This is a genomic window from Sinorhizobium terangae (assembly GCF_029714365.1).
GTDB classification, from domain to species: Bacteria; Pseudomonadota; Alphaproteobacteria; order Rhizobiales; family Rhizobiaceae; genus Sinorhizobium; species Sinorhizobium terangae.
This window is the reverse complement of the sequence record NZ_CP121659.1, coordinates 641,230-665,155: the sequence shown is the minus strand read 5'-3', so window position 1 is coordinate 665,155 and position 23,926 is coordinate 641,230. Positions and strand designations below refer to the sequence as shown.

27 protein-coding genes are annotated in these 23,926 nt (G+C 61.9%); 19 read left to right on the top strand and 8 right to left on the bottom strand.

Going from position 1 to position 23,926, the window contains the following annotated elements:
* Positions 1-5 precede the first annotated feature (5 nt).
* Complete coding sequence (locus QA637_RS03125) at positions 6-533, top strand: DUF1697 domain-containing protein (protein WP_283063364.1); 528 nt, start codon at positions 6-8, stop codon at positions 531-533.
* Between the two features lie 6 nt (positions 534-539).
* On the opposite strand, the gene QA637_RS03120 is transcribed toward QA637_RS03125, so the two are convergent.
* The gene (locus QA637_RS03120; RefSeq protein ID WP_153442127.1) at positions 540-1,160 is read right to left on the bottom strand and encodes a TetR/AcrR family transcriptional regulator; all 621 of its coding nucleotides are present in this window, start codon (positions 1,158-1,160) and stop codon (positions 540-542) included.
* A 226-nt stretch (positions 1,161-1,386) separates the two neighbouring features.
* On the opposite strand from QA637_RS03120, the gene QA637_RS03115 reads away from it, so the two are divergent.
* The 7 genes from QA637_RS03115 (at position 1,387) to QA637_RS03085 (ending at position 9,135) form a co-directional block, all read left to right on the top strand.
* On the top strand, positions 1,387-2,343 hold the full coding sequence (locus tag QA637_RS03115) for a homocysteine S-methyltransferase family protein (protein ID WP_283063363.1): 957 nt from the start codon (positions 1,387-1,389) through the stop codon (positions 2,341-2,343).
* A 151-nt stretch (positions 2,344-2,494) separates the two neighbouring features.
* A complete protein-coding gene (locus QA637_RS03110) occupies positions 2,495-4,000 on the top strand; it encodes a protein adenylyltransferase SelO (RefSeq protein ID WP_283063361.1) in 1,506 nt (501 codons plus the stop codon).
* 232 nt (positions 4,001-4,232) lie between these two features.
* Positions 4,233-6,569, top strand: a complete 2,337-nt coding sequence (locus QA637_RS03105) for a glucose/quinate/shikimate family membrane-bound PQQ-dependent dehydrogenase (protein ID WP_283063359.1) — start codon at positions 4,233-4,235, stop codon at positions 6,567-6,569.
* A gap of 81 nt (positions 6,570-6,650) precedes the next feature.
* Positions 6,651-7,112 carry a hypothetical protein gene (locus QA637_RS03100; protein ID WP_153442131.1) on the top strand — a complete coding sequence of 154 codons (462 nt, stop codon included), beginning with the start codon at positions 6,651-6,653 and terminating at the stop codon, positions 7,110-7,112.
* A gap of 311 nt (positions 7,113-7,423) precedes the next feature.
* Entirely contained in the window at positions 7,424-7,837 is a 414-nt protein-coding gene (locus QA637_RS03095; RefSeq protein ID WP_283063357.1) for a MerR family transcriptional regulator, read from the top strand.
* Between the two features lie 200 nt (positions 7,838-8,037).
* A complete protein-coding gene (locus QA637_RS03090; RefSeq protein ID WP_153442133.1) occupies positions 8,038-8,541 on the top strand; it encodes a GNAT family N-acetyltransferase in 504 nt (167 codons plus the stop codon).
* A 12-nt stretch (positions 8,542-8,553) separates the two neighbouring features.
* Positions 8,554-9,135 carry a DJ-1/PfpI family protein gene (locus tag QA637_RS03085; protein ID WP_283063356.1) on the top strand — a complete coding sequence of 194 codons (582 nt, stop codon included), beginning with the start codon at positions 8,554-8,556 and terminating at the stop codon, positions 9,133-9,135.
* Between the two features lie 23 nt (positions 9,136-9,158).
* Here QA637_RS03085 and QA637_RS03080 read toward each other — a convergent pair whose 3' ends face one another.
* The 3 genes from QA637_RS03080 to QA637_RS03070 all read right to left on the bottom strand — a co-directional run bounded on the left by QA637_RS03080 (position 9,159) and on the right by QA637_RS03070 (position 11,543).
* Positions 9,159-10,073, bottom strand: a complete 915-nt coding sequence (locus QA637_RS03080; protein WP_283063354.1) for a c-type cytochrome — start codon at positions 10,071-10,073, stop codon at positions 9,159-9,161.
* Between the two features lie 85 nt (positions 10,074-10,158).
* A complete protein-coding gene (locus tag QA637_RS03075) occupies positions 10,159-10,605 on the bottom strand; it encodes a c-type cytochrome (RefSeq protein WP_283064853.1) in 447 nt (148 codons plus the stop codon).
* Positions 10,606-10,904: 299 nt separating this feature from the next.
* Complete coding sequence (locus QA637_RS03070) at positions 10,905-11,543, bottom strand: LysE family translocator (protein WP_283063352.1); 639 nt, start codon at positions 11,541-11,543, stop codon at positions 10,905-10,907.
* A 132-nt stretch (positions 11,544-11,675) separates the two neighbouring features.
* Here QA637_RS03070 and QA637_RS03065 point away from each other — a divergent pair, with 132 nt between their 5' ends.
* On the top strand, positions 11,676-12,389 hold the full coding sequence (locus QA637_RS03065; RefSeq protein ID WP_283063350.1) for a helix-turn-helix transcriptional regulator: 714 nt from the start codon (positions 11,676-11,678) through the stop codon (positions 12,387-12,389).
* A 266-nt stretch (positions 12,390-12,655) separates the two neighbouring features.
* Here QA637_RS03065 and QA637_RS03060 read toward each other — a convergent pair whose 3' ends face one another.
* The gene (locus QA637_RS03060) at positions 12,656-13,258 is read right to left on the bottom strand and encodes a superoxide dismutase (RefSeq protein ID WP_283063348.1); all 603 of its coding nucleotides are present in this window, start codon (positions 13,256-13,258) and stop codon (positions 12,656-12,658) included.
* Between the two features lie 324 nt (positions 13,259-13,582).
* Here QA637_RS03060 and QA637_RS03055 point away from each other — a divergent pair, with 324 nt between their 5' ends.
* The 4 genes from QA637_RS03055 (at position 13,583) to QA637_RS03040 (ending at position 15,842) form a co-directional block, all read left to right on the top strand.
* Entirely contained in the window at positions 13,583-13,906 is a 324-nt protein-coding gene (locus tag QA637_RS03055) for a hypothetical protein (RefSeq protein ID WP_283063346.1), read from the top strand.
* A gap of 164 nt (positions 13,907-14,070) precedes the next feature.
* Entirely contained in the window at positions 14,071-14,610 is a 540-nt protein-coding gene (locus tag QA637_RS03050) for a TetR/AcrR family transcriptional regulator (protein ID WP_283063345.1), read from the top strand.
* Positions 14,611-14,671: 61 nt separating this feature from the next.
* Positions 14,672-15,193, top strand: a complete 522-nt coding sequence (locus QA637_RS03045; protein ID WP_283063344.1) for a DUF2306 domain-containing protein — start codon at positions 14,672-14,674, stop codon at positions 15,191-15,193.
* Between the two features lie 238 nt (positions 15,194-15,431).
* Positions 15,432-15,842, top strand: coding sequence for a VOC family protein (locus QA637_RS03040; protein ID WP_153442142.1), 411 nt, complete (start codon positions 15,432-15,434; stop codon positions 15,840-15,842).
* A gap of 129 nt (positions 15,843-15,971) precedes the next feature.
* Here the strand turns inward: QA637_RS03040 and QA637_RS03035 are convergent, their stop codons facing one another.
* A complete protein-coding gene (locus QA637_RS03035) occupies positions 15,972-16,853 on the bottom strand; it encodes a branched-chain amino acid aminotransferase (RefSeq protein WP_283063343.1) in 882 nt (293 codons plus the stop codon).
* Here QA637_RS03035 and QA637_RS03030 point away from each other — a divergent pair.
* The 4 genes from QA637_RS03030 (at position 16,846) to QA637_RS03015 (ending at position 19,910) form a co-directional block, all read left to right on the top strand.
* Positions 16,846-17,109: a hypothetical protein gene (locus QA637_RS03030; protein ID WP_283063342.1), complete on the top strand. Its 264-nt coding sequence runs from the start codon at positions 16,846-16,848 to the stop codon at positions 17,107-17,109. The genes QA637_RS03035 and QA637_RS03030 overlap by 8 nt on opposite strands.
* Positions 17,106-18,146, top strand: a complete 1,041-nt coding sequence (locus QA637_RS03025; RefSeq protein WP_283063340.1) for a zinc-dependent alcohol dehydrogenase family protein — start codon at positions 17,106-17,108, stop codon at positions 18,144-18,146. Before QA637_RS03030 ends, QA637_RS03025 begins: the two co-directional genes overlap by 4 nt.
* Positions 18,147-18,523: 377 nt before the next feature.
* Complete coding sequence (locus tag QA637_RS03020) at positions 18,524-19,075, top strand: phosphatase (RefSeq protein WP_283063338.1); 552 nt, start codon at positions 18,524-18,526, stop codon at positions 19,073-19,075.
* Positions 19,076-19,247: 172 nt separating this feature from the next.
* Positions 19,248-19,910 (top strand): haloacid dehalogenase type II, encoded by a 663-nt coding sequence (locus tag QA637_RS03015; protein WP_283063337.1) that lies wholly within the window; start codon positions 19,248-19,250, stop codon positions 19,908-19,910.
* A 101-nt stretch (positions 19,911-20,011) separates the two neighbouring features.
* On the opposite strand, the gene QA637_RS03010 is transcribed toward QA637_RS03015, so the two are convergent.
* The gene (locus QA637_RS03010) at positions 20,012-20,905 is read right to left on the bottom strand and encodes a LysR family transcriptional regulator (RefSeq protein ID WP_283063336.1); all 894 of its coding nucleotides are present in this window, start codon (positions 20,903-20,905) and stop codon (positions 20,012-20,014) included.
* A gap of 156 nt (positions 20,906-21,061) precedes the next feature.
* On the opposite strand from QA637_RS03010, the gene QA637_RS03005 reads away from it, so the two are divergent.
* Positions 21,062-22,243, top strand: a complete 1,182-nt coding sequence (locus tag QA637_RS03005; protein ID WP_283063335.1) for an MFS transporter — start codon at positions 21,062-21,064, stop codon at positions 22,241-22,243.
* Positions 22,244-22,324: 81 nt separating this feature from the next.
* On the top strand, positions 22,325-23,158 hold the full coding sequence (locus QA637_RS03000; protein WP_283063332.1) for an aldo/keto reductase: 834 nt from the start codon (positions 22,325-22,327) through the stop codon (positions 23,156-23,158).
* 90 nt (positions 23,159-23,248) lie between these two features.
* On the opposite strand, the gene QA637_RS02995 is transcribed toward QA637_RS03000, so the two are convergent.
* Positions 23,249-23,641, bottom strand: coding sequence for a hypothetical protein (locus QA637_RS02995; RefSeq protein ID WP_153442151.1), 393 nt, complete (start codon positions 23,639-23,641; stop codon positions 23,249-23,251).
* Between the last annotated feature and the right edge of the window lie 285 nt (positions 23,642-23,926).

The window sequence follows — 23,926 nt, the reverse complement described above, 5'->3', positions numbered from 1 at the left end:
GGCGAATGCCGGTTTACGTCGCACTGCTGCGGGCGATCAATGTCGGAGGGACCGGCATGCTTCCAATGGCGGAGCTGAAGGCTATTTGCGAGAGCCTCGGCTTCACCGATGTGAGAACTTATATCCAGAGCGGCAATGTGCTCTTTCGCTCCGAGCTTTCCGAAGCCAAGGTGCAGAAACGGCTCGAAGATGCTCTGGCGGAACGAATGGGCAAGGCGCCCGGCGTCATCTTGCGCAGCCGGAGCCAACTCGAAAAGATTGCCGACGAGGCGCCGTTCGCGGGCGCCAAGCCGAATTTTCTGCTGGTGACCTTCCTGCCCGAGCCGCCGCCGGCCGATGCGCTCGAGAAGCTCGTCGCGCCAGACGGCGAAGAGGTGCAAATCAGCGGCAGGGAAATCTATATCCACTTTCCCAACGGCTCAGGAAAGTCGAAGCTGAAATTGCCCGCCCTCAAGCCAGGAACCGCCCGCAATCTCAACACCGTCCGGAAACTCGCCGAGCTGGCCGCAGAGCTCGAGGAAAGCCGTGCCTGAACCCCATCACGCCTGCGCGATTGGTTGAAACAGCATCCGCACGAAGGTGCGGAAGACCAGCAACTGGTCGGGCAGGCTCTTCGGTTCCTTCAACGCCTTCGAAATTACGATGCCGCCCTCGATCACGGTCGAGACCATGTCGGCCAGTTGGTCGGCGTCGAGCGCTTCGCGCGGGCGGTAGTGGCGCATGATGTCCCGGAACATCCCGCCGAAGCGCCGGCGCCACATCAGTGCAGCCTGCCGGTTGATCTCCTGGATCTCGCGGTCAAAGGCGCGCTCCTGCGTGCACATGGTTGCAACAAGGCAACCGGGATGGCCGTTCGGCAGGTCCGAGAGCAATTCAGACAGCAGCTTCAGGCCGAGCAAAAAGGCTTGCAGAGGATCATCCGAGAGTTCGTGTGCCCGGCTGAAGATCTCGTCGTAGATCCGTTCGTCGTTTTCGATGTAGCGTTCCAGGAGTGCCTTGGCGAGTTCGTTCTTGTCGCGGAAATGATAGAAGAAACCGCTCTTGGTGATGCCGGTTTCGGCGATCAGTTCGTCGATCGAGGTCGCCCCAAAACCCTTCGCCAGCACGGCGGCTTCGGCGACATCGAGGAGCCTCGTCCGCGTTTCCTCACCCTTTCGCATGGTCCGCTCCTGTACCGCCGGTACGGTTTTCAGCTTAGAAAACGCCTCCCACGTCCTCCGCCGCCATCCGATCTCAACGGCAAGTGTCTGTTTTCACATCGAAATGGGGATCTCCCGTAAGTAGTATACCGCAACTCCTCTAGTTTAGCAGATGATAAAAAGGCAGAAATTCATCCAATCCCTGGCACGGAAGATCCGGTCAGGAGGAAAGAGGATGGAGCAAGAGATGGCCAAGTACAGAGAAAACCTGCCGCTACTGAACGGAGGCACATTCCTCAGCGATGGCGGCATGGAGACGACGCTGATTTTTCATGACGGCTTCGAGCTTCCGCATTTCGCTTCCTTCGTGCTCTTGTCGTCGGCCGAGGGGCGCCGGAAGCTTCTGCAATATTACACGCACTATCTCGACATCGCCCGACGTCATGATACCGGCTTCATCCTCGACACTGCCACGTGGCGAGCCAATGCCGATTGGGGCGAGAAGCTTGGCTACGACGCGGACGCGCTGGCAACGGCCAACCGAGACGCCGTCTATCTGCTGACCGAGTTGCGCGACCAATACGAGCGGCCGCAAGCACCTATTGTCCTCAATGGCGCGATCGGCCCGCGCGGCGACGGTTACAAAGCCGGCAGGATGAACGCCGACGAGGCGGAGGACTACCATGCGGCCCAGATTGCCACTTTCGCCGCGAGCGAAGCCGATATGGTGTCCGGTATTACGTTGAACAATGTCAATGAAGGCATCGGCATTGCTCGCGCGGCCAGAAGGTATGGCATGCCCTGCGCGATCTCCTTCACGGTCGAGACCGATGGCCGGCTGGTGACCGGCCAGTCACTGCAGGATGCGATCGAGACCGTGGACGCGGAGACGAATGGCTATCCGCATTACTACATGATCAACTGCGCGCATCCGAGCCATTTCGATGGCGCACTGGACCAAGGCCAAGCGTGGGTCAAGCGGATCGGCGGCATACGCGCCAATGCCTCGATGATGAGCCATGCCGAACTCGACGAGAGCGAGACGCTCGATGCGGGGGATCCTGCAGATCTCGCCCGGCGCTATCGGTCGCTGACCGGCCGTTTGCCGCAATTGCGTGTGCTCGGCGGCTGCTGCGGCACCGACCACCGCCACATCGCGGCGATCTGCGAGGCTTGCCTTCCTCGCACCGCGCTCAGCGCCTGACGCGGAGATAGAACCGTCGCCTCTCCGGCAATACACCGGAGAGGCGACGGATTAAGTCCCGGCCTCGCGGAACAATCGGCGCTCGTGTAGACTTGTCCTGAGAGTGTGGCTCGTCGGCACCGCTCCGGCGCACGCAACGGGACCAGGAACGATGAACTACGTACCCCCGCAACCGGCCTCTGAAACGGGCCCCTTCCCCTTCGATAATAGCTATGCGCGGTTGCCCGCGAATTTCTATGCTCGTGTCGAGCCGACACCGGTTGCGGAGCCCTGGCTGATCAAGTTCAACCGAAAGCTCGCCGAAGAGCTTGGCATAGACACGGAAGCGCTCGAACGTGACGGCGCGGCGATCCTTTCGGGCAACAGAGTGCCGCCGGGTGCGGAGCCGCTTGCCATGGCCTATGCGGGACACCAGTTCGGCACCTTCGTTCCGCAGCTCGGCGATGGGCGCGCCATCCTGCTCGGCGAGGTAATCGATCGCGGCGGAAAAAGGCGCGACATCCAGCTCAAGGGATCCGGCCAAACGCCCTATTCCCGCCGCGGCGACGGACGGGCGGCGCTCGGACCGGTGCTGCGGGAATATATCGTCAGCGAAGCGATGCATGCGTTGGGCGTGCCAACGACCCGCGCGCTCGCCGCCACCGTTACCGGTCAGCCGGTCTACCGCGAGCAGATCCTGCCCGGTGCGGTCTTCACCCGCGTCGCCGCAAGCCATATCCGGGTCGGGACCTTTCAATTCTTTGCCGCCCGCGGCGACATGGAGTCGGTCAAGGCCCTGGCCGACTATGTGATCGCACGCCATTACCCGGAGTTGAAGGATGGCGAACAACCTTACTTTTCGCTGTTCAAGGCGGTCGCCGCGCGGCAGGCGGAACTGATCGCCCGCTGGCTTCACATCGGCTTCATCCACGGGGTGATGAACACCGACAACATGGCCGTTTCCGGCGAGACGATCGATTTCGGCCCCTGCGCCTTCATGGACGCCTATGATCCGAAGAAGGTGTTCAGTTCGATCGACCAGTTTGGCCGCTATGCCTATGCCAACCAGCCCGCGATCGGCCAGTGGAACCTTGCGCGTCTCGCCGAAACGCTGGTGCCGCTGTTCGATCCGGTCGCCGATACGGCGATCAATCTCGCCAACGACGCGCTCACCGAATACGGATCGATCTTCCAGAGGCATTGGCTCGACGGTATGCGCCGCAAGATCGGACTTTCGACCGAAGAAGATGGCGATCTCGATCTGATCCAATCGCTTCTCACCTTGATGCACAAGGGCAACGCGGATTTCACGCTCGTCTTCCGGCGCCTCGGAGCATTGGCCGAAAGCGAGGGCGCCGACCCGGCGCTCGTCGAGCTTTTCGAAGAGCCTGGTGCGGTGTCCCCCTGGCTCCGCGACTGGCGCGGACGGCTGGCCCGCGAAATGCTCGACGCCGGCGCATGCGCCGCGGCGATGCGATCCGTTAATCCGGCCTTCATTCCGCGCAACCACCGCGTGGAACAGGCGATCGAGGCGGCGACTCGCGACGCGGATTTCTCGCTGTTCGAAGCGCTGCTCGACGTCACGTCTAGGCCTTATGAAGACCAGCCCGAGCACGCGGCCTATGCCGCGCCGCCCGAGCCTGGCGAAGAAGTGCTACAGACCTTCTGCGGCACCTGAACGGCAGCCCTCTGCCGCAGTCTGTCGCGACATTCGCGGCGCTTTGCGGCCTCCATATTTTTGCAACCCCACAGCGTGCGGCCATTGAAAGGCACGCTGCAGGCGTTAGCTGTTCAAGAAGGCGCTGTCGTCCGAGGCGGTTGATCGGGGCACCCGGAAAACGGCGCGCGGCGGCTGCCCGCAGGTTTGGCCGTACAGCTCGGCACCGTACTTCAAATCGGGGGACGAACTCATGCTCATCGTGCTGACGGCCATTCTCTTCGCCCTGATCGGTCTCGCGATCGGCGCGGGAGGTATCAGGCTCCTGATGCTCGGCGGCAGCCCCTACTACCTTATAGCAGGCCTCGGTTTCCTGCTGACAGCCTTTCTGCTTTTCCGCCGCCGCCCTGCAGCTCTCTGGGTCTATGCGCTCGTCGTCGTCGGGTCGCTCGCCTGGGCGGTCTGGGAGGTCGGCTTCGACTGGTGGCAGCTCGGTCCTCGCGGCGGTGTCATCATCCTGCTCGGTCTCTGGCTGCTTACTCCGTGGATCCGACGCCCCCTCGGCTTCGTCAGCCCCTCGGGCGAGCACTACAGCGCCGCGGCCTGGCCGCTCGCCCTCGCCAGCCTTGTTTCGATCGGCGTCGCTGGATTCGCGATCACTCAGGACCCGCACGATATCCGCGGCGAGCTGCCGCGCGGCGCGGTCGCCGCCAGCGCCAACCTTGGCGGCAATGTGCCGCCCGGCGAGTGGCACCAGTACGGCCGCACGCCCTTCGGGCAACGCTACTCACCGCTCGACCAGATCAATGCGGAAAACGTCGCAAATCTCAGGGTCGCGTGGCAATACCAGACGGGCGACGTGAAGCGGCCGGATGACGTCGGCGAGACCACCTATCAGGTGACGCCGCTCAAGGTGAAGGACACGCTCTATCTCTGCACGCCGCACAACTGGGCGATCGCGCTCGACGCCGCGACCGGACAGGAAAAGTGGAAGTATGATTCGAATTCCGGCATGAACCCCGACCGCCAGCACCAAACCTGCCGCGGCGTCACCTATTGGGCCGATCCTGCGGCCACCCCGGGCAGCGCCTGCGCCGAGCGCGTCTACCTGCCGACCTCCGATGCGCGCCTGATTGCGCTCGACGCCGCAAACGGCGAGGTCTGCACCAGCTTTGCCGATAATGGCGTCCTGCATCTGGAACAGGGGATGCGGTTCAATCCGGCTGGCTACTACTACTCGACATCGCCGCCGGTGGCGGTCGCCGGCAAGATCATCGTCGGCGGTGCCGTCAACGACAACTACTCGACTGAGGAGCAATCCGGCGTCATCCGCGCCTTCGACATCAACAGCGGTGTGTTGCTCTGGAACTGGGACAGCGGCAACCCCGACCAGACGGCTCCCCTGCCGGCCGGCCAGTTCTACACGACGAACTCGCCGAACAGCTGGTCGGTTTCCTCGGTTGATGAAGCTCTCGGCCTGATCTATGTGCCGCTCGGCAATCAGGTGCCGGACCAGCTCGGCATGGGGCGAAGCGAGCACGTCGAGAAATACTCTTCCTCGATCGTCGCGCTCGACATCAACACCGGCGCAGTGCGCTGGGTGCGCCAGACAGTGCACCACGACCTTTGGGACATGGATGTGCCGGCGCAACCGTCGCTCATCGATATCACGAAGGAGGATGGAACGGTCGTTCCGGCGCTCGTCGGCGCGACCAAGCAGGGCGACCTCTATGTGCTCGACCGGCGGAGCGGCGAGCCGGTCATTCCGGTCGAGGAGGTGGCCGCACCCGGCGGCGCAATCCCCGAGGACTTTTCAGCGCCGACACAGCCGGTCTCGGGTCTCACCTTCATGCCGCCGCCGCTCGAAGAGCGGGACATGTGGGGCATCTCGATGTTCGACCAGCTCGCCTGCCGCATAGCCTTCAGGTCGCTGAAATACGAGGGCCGCTATACACCGCCTTCGCTCGAAGGAACGCTGGTCTATCCGGGCAATTTCGGCACATTCAACTGGGGCTCGGTCGCGGTCGACCCCGAGCGGCAGGTGCTGTTCGGCATGCCGACCTACCTCGCCTTCACATCCCGGCTCGTGCCGCGCGACCAGATCCCACCGAAGCAGGCAGGCGAAACAGGCAGCGAGCAGGGTCTCAACCGCAATGAAGGTGCGCCCTACGGCGTCTTCATGGGACCGTTCCTCGGTCCGCTGCAGATCCCCTGCCAGGCGCCGCCCTGGGGCTATGTCGCAGGCGCCGATCTCAGGACCGGCAAGATCGCCTACAAGCACAAGAACGGCACGGTCTACGACATGACGCCGCTGCCGCTGCCCATCAAACTCGGCGTGCCGGGCATCGGCGGGCCGATGATCACGAAGGGCGGCGTCGCCTTCCTGGGCGCAGCGGTCGACAACTACCTGAGGGCCTACGACCTCACGACCGGCAGCCAGCTCTGGGAGGCTCGACTTCCGGCGGGCGGGCAGTCCACGCCGATGACCTACGCCGTCGGCGACAAGCAATATGTGCTTATGGTTGCCGGCGGCCACGGTTCGGTCGGCACCAAGCCAGGCGACTACATCATTGCGTACACCCTGCCCTGAACTCGCCGGGCGGTTGCGTCGAAAGGCTCACGCAAGCCGCGATAGACAGGCTCCCCCGGACTTCACATCCGGGGGATTCCCATGAAAATCGAAAGCAGCCTTTCCAACTATTACCTTTCGCAACGCCGCTCTGTCGCAAGCAGCCTTCCCGCGCTCGAAGACACGGGCGGCGACCAGGCGCAGCGCCGCTCTCCGCCCACCATTGCCCCCGCCTCGCCATCCGCCTCGCTTTCAAGCGCACTGTGGCTTTCGCTCGCCACGGAGGAAACGACCGGACCCTCGATCACCGAGGGTAAGTCGCCGTTCGGCTCGACCGTTGCCGACGAGTTCCTTGAATGGTCAAAGATGTCGTTGGCCGAAAAAATCCGGGCGCAGCTTCTCGAAGCACGTGGGCTGACTGAGGAGAGCCTGGAAGCGATGCCGGCCGACGAACGCGCAGCAATCGAGGACGAAATCCGCAAGGCGATCGCCGAAAGCCTCGGCATCAAGGAACAGGCAAGCGAGACGGCATCTGACATCGCCGGAAGCGCTGCCGAAGCCTAATGTGAACGCGAGACGGCCCTACTCGGCGGCGACACGGCCGAAAGGCTACTGCGTGATTCCTTAAATCGGAATCCATCTAAGGATAAAATCACGCAGCAAATCAAAGTGCTACAGCGACCTTTGCGCGTCCGATTGGACGTGCGGCGCTGTAGCGGGATGAGGAAAAGTGTGTGCGGTTTTCCGCCTGCATCCCGCGCCAACTTATTAGAATCGATCACGTTTATGATTTAGGTCGATCGGCCCCTCTATTGATGGGCGAATGCCTGTTCCCTATGTAAATACTCCAGCGACTATAGATATGAGGCGGCAGCATGTATTCGATCGGTGACCTCTCCCGCCGCACCGGCGTCAAGATCCCGACCATCCGCTATTACGAGCAGATGGGATTGATCGAGGCGCCGGAACGCTCGGAAGGCAATCAACGGCGTTATGAAAAGCGCGAGCTCGAGCGACTGGCCTTCATCCGCCACGCGCGCGACCTGGGACTCTCGATCGAGGCGATCCGCGATCTTCTGGCGCTCAGCGAACATCCGGAGCGCCCTTGCGGCGAGGCGGACCGCATTGCCACCGAACACCTCGCGTCAGTGCGTGAAAGGATCGCCAGGCTGCGAAAGCTGGAAAGCGAACTGGAGCGCATCGTCGCCTGCCATGGCGATCATACGATCGGCGACTGCTACGTCATCCGGGCGCTCGCCGACCATTCGATGTGCGAGACCGAGCACTGAGGCCCACCGGCTGAGAATTCCCGTTGACAAAATCGCGGAAATCGCGAATCTACGCGCATGATCAAGAACGCACCCATTTCCCGCGTGTATTTTTGGCTGTTCCGATAGGAGCGGCCTGCTGATCATATTCAACAAGGCCGCCATCAGGCGGCTTTTGTTTTTCACGGCACCTGATGGCGGCAGAACCATAGGAGCCGAGAATGTTGCAGACCGCCACCCCTTCCCTTCATCCCCTGCCATCGGCACGCCCACCGATGGTGACGATCCGCTGTGCCAAACCGCGCGATCTTCCCGAACTGCACGAGATGATCGTCGAACTTTCCGCGCATCACGGCGACGCCGCACCGCTGACGCCGGAACGGCTCGAACGCGACCTCTTCAGCCGCTCCCCCTGGATCACCGCGCTTGTCGCCGAAGCCGGCAACCAGCTGATCGGCTACGCCATCCTTGTTCCGACTTATCGGGCAGCCGAAGGCGTGCGCGGCATGGAACTGCATCACCTTTTCGTTCGTCCCGGCCATCGTGGCACCGGCATTGGCCGCCACCTCGTTGCCAAGGCACGCGAACAGGCGCGTATGGTCGGCTGCGACTATCTTTCCGTCAGCGCCGCCACCGGCAATTTCCAGGCGCATCGCTTCTACGAATCCGAACGCTTCGTACCTCGACCCGTCACCGGCATGCGCTATATGCAGAAACTTGGCTGAACGGGAGGGCTCATGCGCCTCGCAATCGTCCTGACGGAAGGTTTCGCCGACTGGGAATGCGCGCTGCTGATGGCAACGGCGCGCACCGAGCTCGGGCTCGACGTGCTGATCGCCGCGCCCGGCGGCACCGTGGTGACATCGATGGGCGGCCTTCACATCACGCCGCACCTGCCGACGAAGACGCTGGCCCCGGCGGAGTTCGACGCGCTTGTGCTCTGCGGCGGGTCGGCCTGGCAAACCTCCGCTGCACCCAATCTCACTGCGATGATCCATGCCTTTCATGGGAAAGGCCGCGTCGTTGGAGGGATCTGTGGGGCGACGCTTGCGCTGGCCGCCAGCGGCATTCTCAACGAAACGGACCACACGGGCAACTCGGCCGAAAGTCTCTCAGCCGTCGCCGGTTATCACGGTCACCAACATTATCGCGACCAACCGCAGGCCCTTCGTAGCGACCGCCTGGTGACGGCTGCGGGTACGGCCCCAGTCAGCTTTACGGCCGAGATCTTCCACGCGCTCGGCCTTGGTTCCGCAGCGCTTGACGACTATCTTTCGCTCTACGCCAGGGAGCATGCGGTCGTGCACGCTGCACGATAATGCAAATCCTGCAGCGAACCCGGTCAAAGCGACGGGAGCGCCTTCAGATAAGCGGCGATCGCCTCGCGGTCGGAGGGTGAAAGTCTTGCCAGGTTCTTCTGTACCTCGACCATCGAACCGCCGACGGAATCGAAATCCGGCGTGAAACCGGTCTCCAAATAGGAGGCGATGTCGGATGCGCTCCAACTGCCGACGCTTCTCGAGCCCGGCGTGATGTCCGGGATGCGGCCTTGGCCCTCGGGGTTTGGCGCACCGGCCAACCACCTGCCTGCCTCGAATCCGCCGAGGGCGTTGCGCGGCGTATGACACTCGCCGCAATGGCCGGGACCTTCAACCAGATACTGCCCGCGTGCGAGCTTCGCGTCCGCCGTATTCATCTCGACGCGCGGCTCGTCGGTGAAGAACAAGAGCTTCCAGGCACCGAGCGCCGGGCGGATGTTGTAGGGAAAAGGCAAGTCGTGCGGCGGCACCACATTGGCGCTCTTCGGCAGCGTTTGCAGATATCCCCAGAGATCATTGATATCCTTGGCAGTCATGCGCGCGTAGGAACCGTACGGGAACGACGGATAAAGGTGCTCGCCATTTTCCCCGACACCGCGCGTCATGGCGTTGCCGAACTCGGCAAGCGTCCAGTCGCCGATGCCGGCGCTTTCATCGGGCGAGATGTTTGGAACATTGAAGGTACCGAAGGGGCTTTTCAGGGCCCGGCCACCTGAAAGCACGAGCCGCGCGTCATCCTGTGCCCCCGGCTGAGCGTGGCAGCTGACGCAGCCGCCTGCCCAAAAAACCTGTTCGCCATTCGCGAGATCCGGTTCGCCGAGCCCTTCCCAATGGCCTTCGTCCCACGGCGCAGGTTTCGTCAGCCACCATGAACCGCCTGCTCCGGCAAGGGCCAGCACGACCAGACCCGACATCAGTTTCGTTGTTCGTCGGCCCATCGGGCCTCCCCTCATGGTGGAAGACAAAGAAGGATGCGCCAGCGGGGCCGGCGCATCGCAAACGGTCAGGATGAAGGAACGCCTCTCAGTCTCTTTTCAGGCGATAGGTCTCGTGACAGCTGGAGCAGTCCTTGCCGAGAATGCCGAGGGCAGCGCCAACACCGGCCTTGTCCGCCGGAAGCTGGGCGAGCAGCGCGCTCGCGTCGGTGCCGAGCTTGGCTGCCTTAGCCTTGAAGTCATCCATGTTCTGCCAGATTTTCGGGCTTGCTTCGGTTTCCGAGCCGGTTTCCGAACCGGCCGGGAAATGACTTGGGAAGATCTTCACCGTCTCGCTGATCGTCGTCAGCGATGCCCTGACGATTTCCGCGTCGTAGGGCTTTTCGCCCTTGGCAATTCCGTTCAACGCACCGGCGGCCCGCCCCACCTTCTTCATCAGTTGCTGGCGCACGGCCTGTGGCTCGTCCGCTGCCGCCACGACGGTGACACCCACGCCCGCCAAGGCGGCAGCAAGAATAATAGCTCGTATCTTCATCATGATCTCCGGTCATTCGAAACCGCCCCTGCGGCTTCCTGTTGAAGACGGGGCATGATGGCATTTTGTTCTTTCGACGGAGGTAACATTTATTTGATGTTCTTGTCCGCTTCAGCATAATTGGCTTCGACGGCGGTACTGGCGGTGTTTGTCGCATCCCCGGAAACAGCTTGGACAAGACTGCGGCGCCTTAATACTTGCAGCACCGCGCGTCTTATCAGCCGGGCAGAGAACGCTGTAGCACGTTGAATTGCTGCATGTTTTTATCCATGCAACAGGGGTGACCGCCAACCGCGTCCTTACCGGACAGCGGCCCAGCCATGCCATACGGTGAAGACAGCAACGGCGATCAGCACGAGACCGGCCGCCCTTCCGATGGCTACCGTTGCGGCTGGACTGCCGACAAGCAGATCACGGCCACGGCCGGCGGCAAGCGCGAGCCCGCCATAGACCGCGAGCTGCGTCAGCGCGATCATCAAAGCCATGACCGCGGCCTGCGACCAGATCGGACCGAATTGCGGCTTGAGGAACTGCGGGTAGACGGCCAGCATGAACAGATAGGCCTTGGGATTCATCAGGCTCGTCAGCGCGCCCTGGCGAAAGCTCGCCCAGCGCGACAGCTGCACCGCCCTTTCGATACTGCCAATGGTGATCGCACTGCGCAACAACGAGAAGCCGATCCAGGCGATATAGAGGGCGCCGGCGAGAAGCAGCACGTTGAATAGCTGGGGCACCAGATGCAGGACGACGCTGACGCCGAGCGCGGCATAGAGGGTATGCAGCACGCCGCCGGCCATGATGCCGGCTGTCGCCGACAGGCCGGAGGCTCGCCCGCCGGTCAGTGAATTGGCCAGGACAAAGACCATGTCCATGCCGGGTACGATGATGATGCCGAAGAGAAGGGTGAAGAAAAGCCAGAGGTTTTCCGCGTAGCTCATGTCAGTTGTCCGTGGGATTTCCATGTGAATGCGTGGCCGGATAGTCGATTTTTCAATCCGTTGACGCATGTTATATCGCTGTCCAACTGACAGGGATTTGTCAGGAGCCTTTCGGGCAATGGAGGTTTTTCCGTGCGTAAGGCGTCGCGCCTGTTTGAAATCATCCAGATCCTGCGGCTTGCCAGGAGACCGGTAACCGCCGCGGAGATTGCCGAAGCACTGGAGGTGACGCCGCGCTCTATCTACCGCGATATCGCCGCTCTGCAGGCGATGCGGGTGCCGATCGAGGGCGAACGCGGCCTCGGCTATGTCTTGAGACCCGGCTTCGATCTGCCGCCCCTGATGTTCACGATCGAAGAGACGGAGGCGATCGTGCTGGCGTTGGCGCTGCTCGCACGCACGGGCGATGAGGAATTGAAGGCGGCCGCGCGGCGCGTGAACCAGAAGATCACCGGCGCCGTCCCCGGGCCGCTTCGCCAGGCGTTCCAGTCCCAGGCGCTCCACGCCTGGGGCACTGTTGCCGCGCCGCCGCCGGCCATCGATCTCGCCATGATCCGCCGGGCGATCCGCGACGAGCAGAAGCTCGCGCTCGACTATCGCGACGAACTTGGGCGGGCGAGCGAACGCACGGTGCGCCCGCTGGCGCTCATCTACTATTCGGAACACGCGATGATGGTCGCCTGGTGCGAACTGCGGCAGGACATCCGCAACTTTCGCGCCGACCGGGTGGAGCATTGCGAGCCAGTCGACGCCTTTTTCCGCGGCGAGGGCAACAATCTCAGGCAATTGTGGATCAACGGGTGGCAGGCGAATGCCGCTCGGCCGCTTGAGGCGGAGGATGGATAGGCAGAGGCTCGGACTTCAAACTGCTTCGAGACAGAGGAATGCCCCTCATCCCGCTGCCGCGACCTTCTCCCCGTTTTGACGGGGAGAAGGGGCTAAGCCGTGCGCTCCTAAGTCCCCTCTCCCCGTCATGACGGGGAGAGGGTTAGGGTGAGGGGCATTTCACCGGCTTTCCCGAAAAGGCCGCCAGTCACCCCGCCATCGAACCGCAACGAAAAGGCCCGGCGCGAGCGCCGGGCCGAATTGCCTGTCGAGACGGAAGCAGCCGCTTACTTCGCCGCAGCCTCGTACATTTCGAGCACGTAATCCCAGTTGATAAGATTGTCGACGAATGCCTCGAGGTATTTCGGGCGAGCGTTGCGGTAGTCGATGTAATAGGAGTGCTCCCAGACATCCACGCCGAGGATCGGCGACGCGCCGTGGACGAGCGGGTTTTCGCCGTTCGGAGTCTTCGAGATTTCAAGCTTGCCGTTCTTGACCGAGAGCCAGGCCCAGCCGGAGCCGAACTGGCCGACGCCGGCGGCGATGAAATCGGCGCGGAACTTGTCGTAGCCGCCGAGGTCGGACTTGATGGCCGCGTCGAGCTTGCCCGGCAGGCTGGCGCCGCCGCCACCCTTCTTCATCCACTTCCAGAAATGGATGTGGTTGTAGTGCTGGCCGGCATTGTTGAACAGCGGCTGGTTGGTCCCATAGGACTTCTTGACGACTTCCTCGATCGAAAGACCGGAAAGACCGGCGTCCTCGGCGAGCTTGTTGCCGTTCGTCACGTAAGCGAGGTGATGCTTGTCGTGATGATATTCGAGCGTTTCGCGCGACATATAGGGCGCGAGCGCATCGTAGTCATAGGGAAGGTTCGGCAATTCGAAAGCCATTGTGGCATCTCCTCTTGGTATGGATTTTCGTCAAGGAAATCTGTGAGCGGGAACATAGGCACCGGCATGGACCGAGGCAACCGATGCGGTGCCAAAATTTCTCTGCCACACGCAAAATACTTTCGTCGCGTTTCTACAGCGCCGCGCGTCCAATCGGACGCGCCAAGGTCGCTGTAGCGCTTTGAAGTGCTGCATGATTTTGTCCCCTAAATCGATTCCAAGCTAAGGAATCATGCAGTAACGAACCATTCTCGTTGGCAAATTCTCGTCACGATCGGCGTGCTACCTGGCCGCGCATTCCCAGCAACACATATGAGGAACCCGATGCCGATACGCACTACTTCAATCCTGAGCCTCCTTGCCGTAAGCCTTGGAGCCGGTGCGGCACATGCCTCGTCCGGCGACGCATGGGAGGAATTCCGGGCAGACGTGTCGGCCAAGTGCGTTGCCGCCGCCGAATCGCTTGAGGATGTTAGCGCGATCGTTGATCCTTTCGGTACCGAAAGCTACGGAGTGGCACTCGTCTCCGGCAAGCCGAAAGGCGGCCAAGGCAACGTCACGCAGATTTGCGTCTACGACAAGCAGACCAAAGCCGTGGAACTCGGCGGCGAGATCGGCGCTCAGGTGATACCCGCGTCCAAGCCGTAATTGACAAGCCGATCACGTGACCCACGCTTCCGCCTCTCAATGACCTCGGCGGGCCGTCACGATCTTGTGAGATTCAGACACTTGTTTGTCGACCAACTAGTCGGTAGGTTCTTGTTATGGCAAGCGGGACATATGACAAAATCCTGGACGCGGCGGAGGACCTCATGGTTTCGAGGGGCTACAACGCCTTCAGCTATGCGGATATTTCAGCCGAGGTCGGCGTCGGCAAGGCAACGATCCACCACCATTTTCCGACCAAGGCGGACCTCGCCGAAAAGGTTCTCGCGCGCTATCGCGAGAGGAATCGACGAAGCGTCGAAGAGCTGCTTTCGGCGGTGTCGGATCCGGCCGAGCGGCTTGGCGCCTATATCGGCTACTGGGAAGACTGCATCCGCAGAAAGGAGAGGCCTTTCTGCATCGGTGCCCTGCTCGCCTCGGAAATTCCTTCGCTGCCGGAGGGCGTCGTGCGGCAGGTGCAAGGTCATTTTTCGGATCTTGCCTCGTGGCTTGCCGCCGCGATCGACGGCGGAGTTCGAGCCGGCAAACTGGAGACGGAAAAGGGAGCGACCGCCGAAGCGGAAATGCTCATGGCAACCGTTCATGGAGCCATGCTCGCAGCGCGTGTCGCTGGATCGGACCCTGAAGTATTTTCAACAATTGCGCGCCGCGCGGTCGAACAGATCATGCAGTCGCCGAAGAGATAAACGCATCAATTTTTGAGTCGATATCAACCAACTAGTCGGTCTACCAGGAAGGAACAGGAAAATGGCCAATCCCCTCTCCACCCTCGGCATTGTCCATACGGCGATCAGCCTCGCGCCGGTCGTCGCAGGCCTCTACGGCTTTGCGCGCCACGGTGCGATCCTGCCGCAGACACGTTCGGGCAAGTTCTATCTCTCCTCATTGGTGCTCTCGGTGCTGACATCCTTCGGACTGTCGAGCACCGGCGGCTTCAACGAGGGGCATGCGCTCGGTATCGTGACGCTTGTTGCCGTGGCGGGGAGCCTTGCCGCCGCCCGCACAGGCAGACTCGGCCGCTTGAAACCCTATCTCTTGAGCTTCGGACTAAGCTTCAGCTTTTTCCTGCTGATCGTGCCGGCCATCAATGAGTCGCTGACGCGACTGCCTGCTTCCCAACCGCTCGCGAGCGGACCGGAGTCGCCGATTGTCCAGACGACCCTGATGGTCTGGCTCGTGATTTTCCTCTCGGGCGTCTCGCTTCAGGCCTATTTGTTACGCAGGCGCGCTGTCGCGGTGAAAGCCGCCCGCGCCCCCCTCTCCCGCTGACCGCAAGATAGACCGGGTCTACAGCCGCGCGTCCAATTGGACGCGCAAAGGCCGCTGTAGGACTTTGAAGTGCTGCTTGATTTTTTCCTAAATCGATTCCCATTTTTTAGGGAACCATGCGGTCGGGCGACTCGAAAGCGGCATTTGTTTCCGCCTGCCCGGCAGCCGCATCGACATCCTGCATAAGGATCCTATGTCTTCCAGGGTCCATGCACAGAACAAGCAAGCGGAGGACGTTATGGAATTCCATCAGGGGCGGCTACTCGACCATGTGCATCTCCGCGCAAGAGACCTCGCCGCCAGCAAGCGTTTCTATCGCGCAATTCTTGCAGCTCTCTGCCACCAGCCGACTTTCGAGACCGAGCAGGCGATTGCATTCGACGAACTCTACATCGATCAGGCCGAAAGCTATCGCAGCCATGTTCACATCGCCTTTCAGGCGATCGACCCGGATGCGGTTCGCCGCTTCTATGAAGCCGGCCTTTCGAACGGCGGAGAGGACAATGGCGAGCCCGGCGAGCGGCCCTATCATCCCGGCTATTTCGCCGCCTTTCTCCTCGACCCCGATGGCAACAACATCGAGGCGGTCTACCACGGGCCGACGACCCGATCGTCCGCGGATGTCGTCATCCGTCCGCTCGGAGACTGAGGCGTGAAAGGAACAAAGGCATGGCATGCGCCTGCGACCGGCTCGACGAGAAATAGTCGTCGCACTGTCGGTCGGCGCAGCATTTGCCCGAGTTAGGACGAGCCTGCGATAAAACGCGGGTCCGTGCCGTCAGACGTCCCGGCTCGAATGCGCCCAGTCCATGTAAAGGTCGCGCGCCTTGGCGGCAATCGGGCCGGCCTGGAGGTCGCGGTCGTCAAGGCGGGTCACCGGCAGCACCTTGGAATAGTTGCCAGTGGTGAAGATCTCGTCCGCCGCCTCGAAATCGGCCATCGTCATCGTGGTCTCGACCACCTCGAAGCCGGCCTCGCGCAAGAGGCTCATGACGCGGAAGCGGGTGATGCCGGCAAGGAAGGTCTTGTTGGCTGCCGGCGTGAAGACGACACCGTCCTTCACCATGAAGATGTTGGATGATCCGGTTTCGGCGATATTGCCGAGCATGTCGCGCACGAGCGCGTTGTCGAAGCCGCGCGAGCGCGCTTCATTGAGGATCCGGGCATTGTTGGGATAGAGGCAGCCAGCCTTTGCATCCGTCGGCATGCACTCGATCGTCGGCCGGCGGAAGGGTGACAGGGTCAGCGATGAGCCGCCATGCGCGTTGCCCATCGGTGCCTCGAACAGGCAGAGCGCGAAACGGGTCGATTCCGGATCGACCGCCACGACGCTCCAAGAGCCGTGCTCGCCCCAATACATCGGCTTGACATAGATCGCCGTCTTGCCGTCGAACTTCTTCACGCCCTCCCAGGTCAGCGCCTCGATCTCTTCGGCGGCCATGGTGGGCTTGAGGCCCAACGAAACAGCGGAGCGGTTGACGCGCTGGCAATGCAGGTCAAGGTCCGGCGCGATGCCATCGAACCAGCGGGCGCCGTCGAAAACCGTCGAGCCGAGCCACATCGCGTGCGAGGTCGGCCCGATCAAGGGAGGGTTGCCGGAAAGCCATTCACCGTCGACATAGGTCCAGGTGGTTGAGCGGGGGGATGTATCGATGGCCATCGGTGTCTCCTCTCCTTTATCGTCCGTTCGGCCGCTTGATCGTCTTTCGGCTGGTCCAACCGCGATGGTGGTCGGCCCTACTGGTCAGAGCGAAGCGGCCGGAAAAGCGGACACTTTTTCCTCATCTCGCTTTAGCCGAAAAAAGCAGTATCAGGGTGAATGGGTACATCAAAAAATGTCATGGCGTCTATTGTGGAACCGGCCGAATCGCCATGCCAAAATAGCCGTACGAGTACAGGAGCAAGACCAGCCATGAGAGCGATGTATTACGACGCGTTCGAAAAGACGCCGGAGATCAAGGTTTTGCCGGATCCGAAGCCGACCGAAAACGGTATCGTCATCAAGGTCGAGGCTACGGGCCTTTGCCGCAGCGACTGGCACGGCTGGATGGGACACGACGCCGACATTCGTTTGCCGCATGTGCCCGGTCACGAGCTCGCCGGGACCATCGCGGCCGCCGGACGCGGAGTCCTGCGCTACAAGGTCGGGGACCGCGTGACCGTTCCGTTCGTTTCCGGCTGCGGCCGTTGCGCCGAATGCCGCTCGGGTAACCAACAGGTTTGCGAGGCACAGTTCCAGCCGGGCTTTACCCACTGGGGCTCGTTTGCCGAATATGTGGCGATCGACTTTGCCGACCAGAACCTCGTGCACCTGCCGGAAAGCATGAATTTCGCGACCGCCGCAAGCCTCGGCTGCCGCTTCGCCACATCCTTCCGGGCGGTCGCCGACCAGGCTCGCGTCAAGGGCGGTGAATGGGTGGCGGTGCACGGCTGCGGCGGTGTCGGCCTCTCGGCGATCATGATCGCCGCGGCGCTCGGCGCCAACCCGATCGCAATCGACATTTCCGAGGAAAAACTCGCCTTTGCCCGCAAGCTTGGCGCTGTGGCCGCGATCAACGGCAAGGAAACGGGGGACGTTGCCGAGGCCGTAAGAGAAATCACCAAGGGCGGCGCCCATGTCTCGATCGACGCGCTCGGTTCGCCGGTCACCTGCTTCAATTCGATTAAGAACCTGCGCCGGCGCGGGCGCCACGTGCAGGTGGGTCTGATGCTGGCGGAACATGCGACGCCGCAGATCCCGATGGCGCAGGTGATCGGCCACGAACTTGAGATCTACGGCAGCCACGGCATGCAGGCCTGGCGCTACGACGCGATGCTTTCGATGATCACCGCCGGCAAGCTGAACCCGAAACAACTGATCGGCCGCGAGATCTCGCTCGAAGAAGCCGTGCCAGCGCTGGTGACGATGGACCGGGCGACAGATCTCGGCATCAGCGTGATTACACGGTTCTGATGCGTGCAGCGGGCGAAGCGGCCGCCTTCGTCCCACAAGTTCGTTCAAAGACCCCTCCCCAACCCCTCCCCACAGGTGGGAGGGGCTTAACCTACCGCACCCGTACCGCCTCTATTGTATGGTAGCGGCAGGGTCGAGCTCGGGAAAATGGCAGTCGGGCGCTGCGGGCACCAAAGCCCCTCCCCCCTGTGGAAAGGGGTTGGGGAGGGGTCTTGCCCCGAAAGTTTCAAAGGTGACGATTCCCTCTCTTTTCCTCCTTTTTTGCGGCCCTCCGTCGGCTTGCAATAGGCTCCCGCGCGCTTCTGATCAGGGATTCCGATCGCCGCCGCGCGCTGTTATGGTTTTCGCAAGCAAGACGAATCAACGAGGGTCCCGTCATGGCGCTTGCGGCTCAATCCACCGATATTGAACTCTATCGGCCTGTTCTCGGCAGCAATTCCCGGCATCCGAACGGCTGGCCGATACGCGTGATCGTCAGTTCGCAGACCGAGGCACGCCACAACCGCCATCTTTGGGCGCCGACGCATCTTGTCTCGATCCGTGCGCCCGCGAGCCGCCTGCTCTCCATGATCGAGTTGCCGCCCGAGCGGCATCTGGAGCTTTACTTCGGCGATGCGACCGACCCGGACGCACCTGACGCCGCGCGGGCGGGGGCGATCGAGGCAACGTTTGCTTTCATCGACACGTTGCCCGAAGATGCACATCTGCTCGTCCACTGTCTTCGGGGCTTCGGCAGATCGACCGCGCTGACCCTCGGCATTCTGGCGCGCTACATGGCGCCGGAGGAAGCGGCCGCCGCCCTTCATGCGCTCCGCCCGGAGGCCAAGCCGAACCGGCACGTCGTCGGCCTCTGTGATACCGCCCTTGGGCTCAAGGGGAAACTCGCGAAACAGGCGCTGCGTTTTCCGGCAAAAGTCTGGAAAGGCTAACAAAATTCGCATTGCTACGCATGATGGCATTGTGCGCTGCACAAAGTTTTGACATGATCCCGGGAAACAACTGACGAAGCGTTGCGCCTACCGCACCGGGGCCGAAGTCGGAACCGATTTTCAGCGAGCACGTGCGTGATGCGCCGCTGAACGGTGATGACGGGAGTGTTCGATGCCTCTGGCGGCCTATGTTTTCGATGCCTATGGCACGCTTTTCGATGTGCATGCGGCAGTGCGGCGTCATGCCCAAGCGATCGGTCCTGACGGCCAGGCCTTTTCCGAACTCTGGCGCGCCAAGCAGCTCGAATATTCCTGGGTGCGCTCGCTGATGGGCGCCTATGTCGACTTCTGGCAATTGACTGAGCAGTCGCTCGACTACGCCTTTCAGCGCTTCCCCTCGGCCGATCCGAAGCTCAAGAAGTCGCTGCTCGATGCCTATTGGGAGCTCGACTGCTACCCGGAAGTTCCGGCCGTACTCAGGGGCTTGAAGGAGCGCGGCGCCCGCATCGCCATTCTCTCCAATGGCTCACCGGCCATGCTCGCATCGGCGGTGAAGAACGCGGCGCTCGACATCGTCATCGACGATGTGTTCTCGGTCAACGCGGTCAAGGCGTTCAAGACGGCGCCTGCGGTCTACGATCTGGTGACGACGCAATACCGGCTTTATCCGTACGCGGTTTCGTTCCAATCGTCGAACCGCTGGGACATTGCGGGCGCGACGAAATTCGGCTTCCGCACCGTCTGGATCAACCGCTACGACATGCCCGACGAGTACAAGGATTATGGTCCGGCGCTTATCCTCCCTTCGCTCGAAAGCCTGCAGTTCGGCATCTGAACCTGCAAGCTAAAACCGCTACGCACTTTTGGGCGACATGCACTGTTAGTTTCACGCATGTCGTTGTCCCAAAACCGCTACGCACTTTTGGGCGACATGCACTAGATTCTCTCGACCAGGAAATCGATGAAAGCGCGGATGCGGGCGGCAAGGTGTTCATGCCCGGCATAGACGGCGTGAACGCGTTCTATGTCTTCGGGATTGTAATCTTCCAGCACCGGCACCAATCGGTCCGCGTCGATATCCGGCTGCACATGGAACGCGCCGACGCGGCCGAGGCCGAGACCGGCAAGGCAAAGATTGCGGACGATCGCACCGCTGTTTGCCTGCATGTTGCCGGTGACAGGCCGCACATAGACGTTGGAGGAGCCCGGGTCGCGGAAAGGCCATCCGTCGAGACTGCGACGGAAGTTGAAGGTGAAGCAATTGTGGTCGGCGAGGTCATCCGGCGTCTGCGGCACGCCGTGGGCCTCGAGATAGGCCGGTGCGGCGATGATCACCTGCCGGCTCTCCAACAGCTTGCGCGCCTTGAGCGCGGAATCGCGCATCGGACCCGACCGGATGGCGATATCTGTCCGTTCCTCGATCAGGTCGATGATGCCGTCGGTCAGGGAAAGATCCAGTTGCACGTCCGGATAACGCGCGAGGAATTCGGCAGCAAGCGGCAGGATATAGCGCTCGCCGAAGCCGACGGATGCGTTCACCCGTAGCGGGCCACGCGGCATCGCCCGACCGCCGCCGGCAATCACCTGTTCCGTCTCGGCGATCGCGGCCAGGATACGTTGCGCGCGTTGAAGGTAGATTTCTCCCTCCGGCGTCAGCTGCAGCATGCGGGTGGAGCGAACGACGAGCCGCGTTCCGAGCCTGTCCTCGATGCGCGAGACAAGCTTGCTGACGGCGGAGGGCGACAGCTTGAGCCGCCGGCCGGCGGCGGAAAAGCTGCGCAGTTCAGCAGCGGCAACGAAGACTTCCATTTCGCCGGCGCGGTTGTCCATGTCGCGTTACCTTTGAATTCAGTTCACAGGCATTTATCCATTCTCCCGGATTATCGCGCAAGCCCGATCGATCCATATTCCCGGTCATCAATCACTCAACAGCGGCACAGCCGCAAAGCTCAGCCCGCATCGCATGCGGGCGGGGAAGGTATTTCTATGCCCATCGCTCTCTTTGCCTTGACGATCGCGGCCTATGCGATCGGAACCACGGAGTTCGTCATTGTCGGCCTGCTGCCGACAGTCGCCTCCGATCTTCACATCTCCCTGCCGCTCGCCGGCCTCATCGTCGGCGTTTATGCACTCGGCGTCACTTTCGGCGCGCCGGTGCTGACGGCGCTCACCGGTCGGATTGAGCGCAAGCCCTTGCTCCTCGGTCTGATGGCCCTCTTCATCATCGGCAATGCCGCCGCAGCACTTTCGCCGAGCTACGAATTGCTGCTCGTCGCACGAGTCCTGTCAGCCTTCGCACATGGCGTCTTTTTCTCCGTCGGCTCGACGATTGCCGCCGATCTCGTGCCCGAAGATCGCCGCGCTTCGGCAATCGCGATGATGTTCATGGGGCTGACGGTCGCAATTGTTACCGGCGTGCCGCTTGGCACCTATATCGGTCAGACTTTCGGCTGGCGGGCCACGTTCTGGGCGGTCACCGCGCTCGGCGTCGTTGCCTTTATCGGCATCGCCGCCCTGCTGCCGAATACGTTGAGCAAGGCCGCCGCGGCACGTCTCGTCGATCAGGTTCGCGTGCTTGGATCCGGCCGCCTGCTGATCGTCTTTGCCATGACCGCTCTCGGCTATGGCGGCACCTTCGTCGCCTTCACGTACCTCGCACCGATCCTGCAGGAAATAACCGGCTTTTCCGAAGGCAGCGTCAGCCTCATCCTGGTTTTTTATGGCATCGCCATCGCGATCGGTAATGTCATCGGGGGAAAGATTGCCAACCGCGATCCGGTAAGGGCACTGATCGGCCTCTTTGTCGCCCAGGCAGCCGTACTCGTGCTCTTCACCTTCACTGCCCCCTCTCCGGTACTGACGCTGGTCACGCTGGCGGCGCTCGGCTTCCTCTCCTTCGCCAATGTGCCGGGCCTGCAGCTCTATGTCGTGCAGCTTGCCAAGCAGCACCGCCCTGGCGCCGTCGACGTCGCCTCGGCGCTCAACATCGCCGCCTTCAATCTCGGCATTGCAGTCGGCGCCTGGCTCGGTGGCCTTGTGATGTCTTCGCCGCTTGGTCTCAGTTCGACACCCTTCGTCGGCGCGATGCTGGTTGCCGTCGCCCTGGGACTGACGTTGTGGAGCGGCGCGCTCGACCGGCGCGCGGTTCTCGTCGCGCAGCCGGCTTGAACCTTCGCCCCGCCACCACAAGTATAGAATGTCTCATTCGCCCGGCACCCTGCCGGGCCTCTCCAAACTAGGAGCTTTTCCATGCACGCAGTCAATTCCAACGGCGCCAATATTCCCGCCCTCGGGTTCGGGACCTTCCGCATGCCCGGCGCCGATGTCCTTCGCGTCCTGCCCGAAGCGCTCAAACTCGGCTTCCATCATGTCGACACGGCGCAGATCTACGGCAACGAGGCGGAAGTCGGCGAAGTGATCCACAAGTCAGGCGTTCGGCGCTCGGACATTTTTCTGACCACGAAGGTCTGGGTCGACAATTATCGCCACGACGTCTTCCTCGCCTCCGTCGACGAGAGCCTGAAAAAGCTGAAGACGGACTACGTGGATCTTCTCCTCCTGCACTGGCCGGGCAGCGATGTGCCCATGGCCGAGCGCATCGGCGCACTGAACGAGGTGCAGAAGGCTGGCAAGGTGCGCCATATCGGCGTCAGCAATTTCAACATCGCGCAGATGGAAGAAGCAGTCCTGCTTAGCGATGCGCCGATAGCGACCAATCAGGTCGAATATCACCCCTATCTCGACCAGACCAAGGTCCTGCAAGCCGCCCGCCGGTTGGGCATGTCGCTCACCGCCTATTATGCCATGGCCAATGGCAAGGTGCCCTCCGATCCCTTGCTCAAGGATATCGGTGCGCGCCACGGCAAGACAGCGGCTCAGGTGGCTTTGCGCTGGCTGGTGCAGCAGAAGGACGTGATCACCTTGTCGAAGACTGCGACGGAGTCTCGGCTCAAGGAAAATTACGCAATCTTCGATTTTGCGCTGACGCCGGAGGAAATGGTGGCGATCCGCAAGCTTGCTCGCCCGGATGGCCGTATCGTCAGCCCGGCGGGTCTCGCGCCTGAATGGGATAAGGCGGCCTGAGCGACCGCCTCGCGGCGCTCGCGATTAGGCAAAATCAAAGCACCCGCCGGATCATTTCCGTCGGGTGCTGTCGTATGCGGACCGAACCGATCAGACGAACTGGCTGAGGCCCGGAACGGAGGCGACGACTTCATCGACGACTTCGTCACCCGCTTTTTCCTTGGCGAAAGCAATCGTTTCCTTGGCAAGCGAGGTGATCTCGCCCATGCCGAGGCCCTGGCTCATCAACTGCTGGCCGAGTGCCATGACTCCGCCGCCACCGATTGCCGACATCAAACCGCCGAGCAGACCGCCACCATTGCTGCCCTCGCCATTGTACTGGGCGACCAATTCGGGGGCGCCGGGAATGGCTTCGATCATCCTGGCAACCGGACCTTCCGCCGCTTCGCGCTGCAGGAAGCCGAGAATCATGCCAACCGCCTTCTCAGCCGTTGCAGATTCGATGCCGACGTTTTCCGCCACCCGGGTGACCAGCTCACTCATGGAAATCTCCTCGTTTGAATTTTGACGTTGACGTCTAGGTAAATGATCGTTTCCGAAATAACAAGCGGCAGCGAACGGCTCACGACGCAATCGCGGCCACCGCCGAAATCACCGGAGGCACGTATCCGAGTGCATCGTTTCACGGACCGTCGGCCTTGGCAACGCACTCGATCGAGCAACAGTTGCCGCGCCCAATTGCACCGCCTATAACAGAAACGCACGATATTTCGGTGACGGCGCAGTGCAACGAAACGCCCGCTTTGATTGGCAAAACGGAGACCAGGC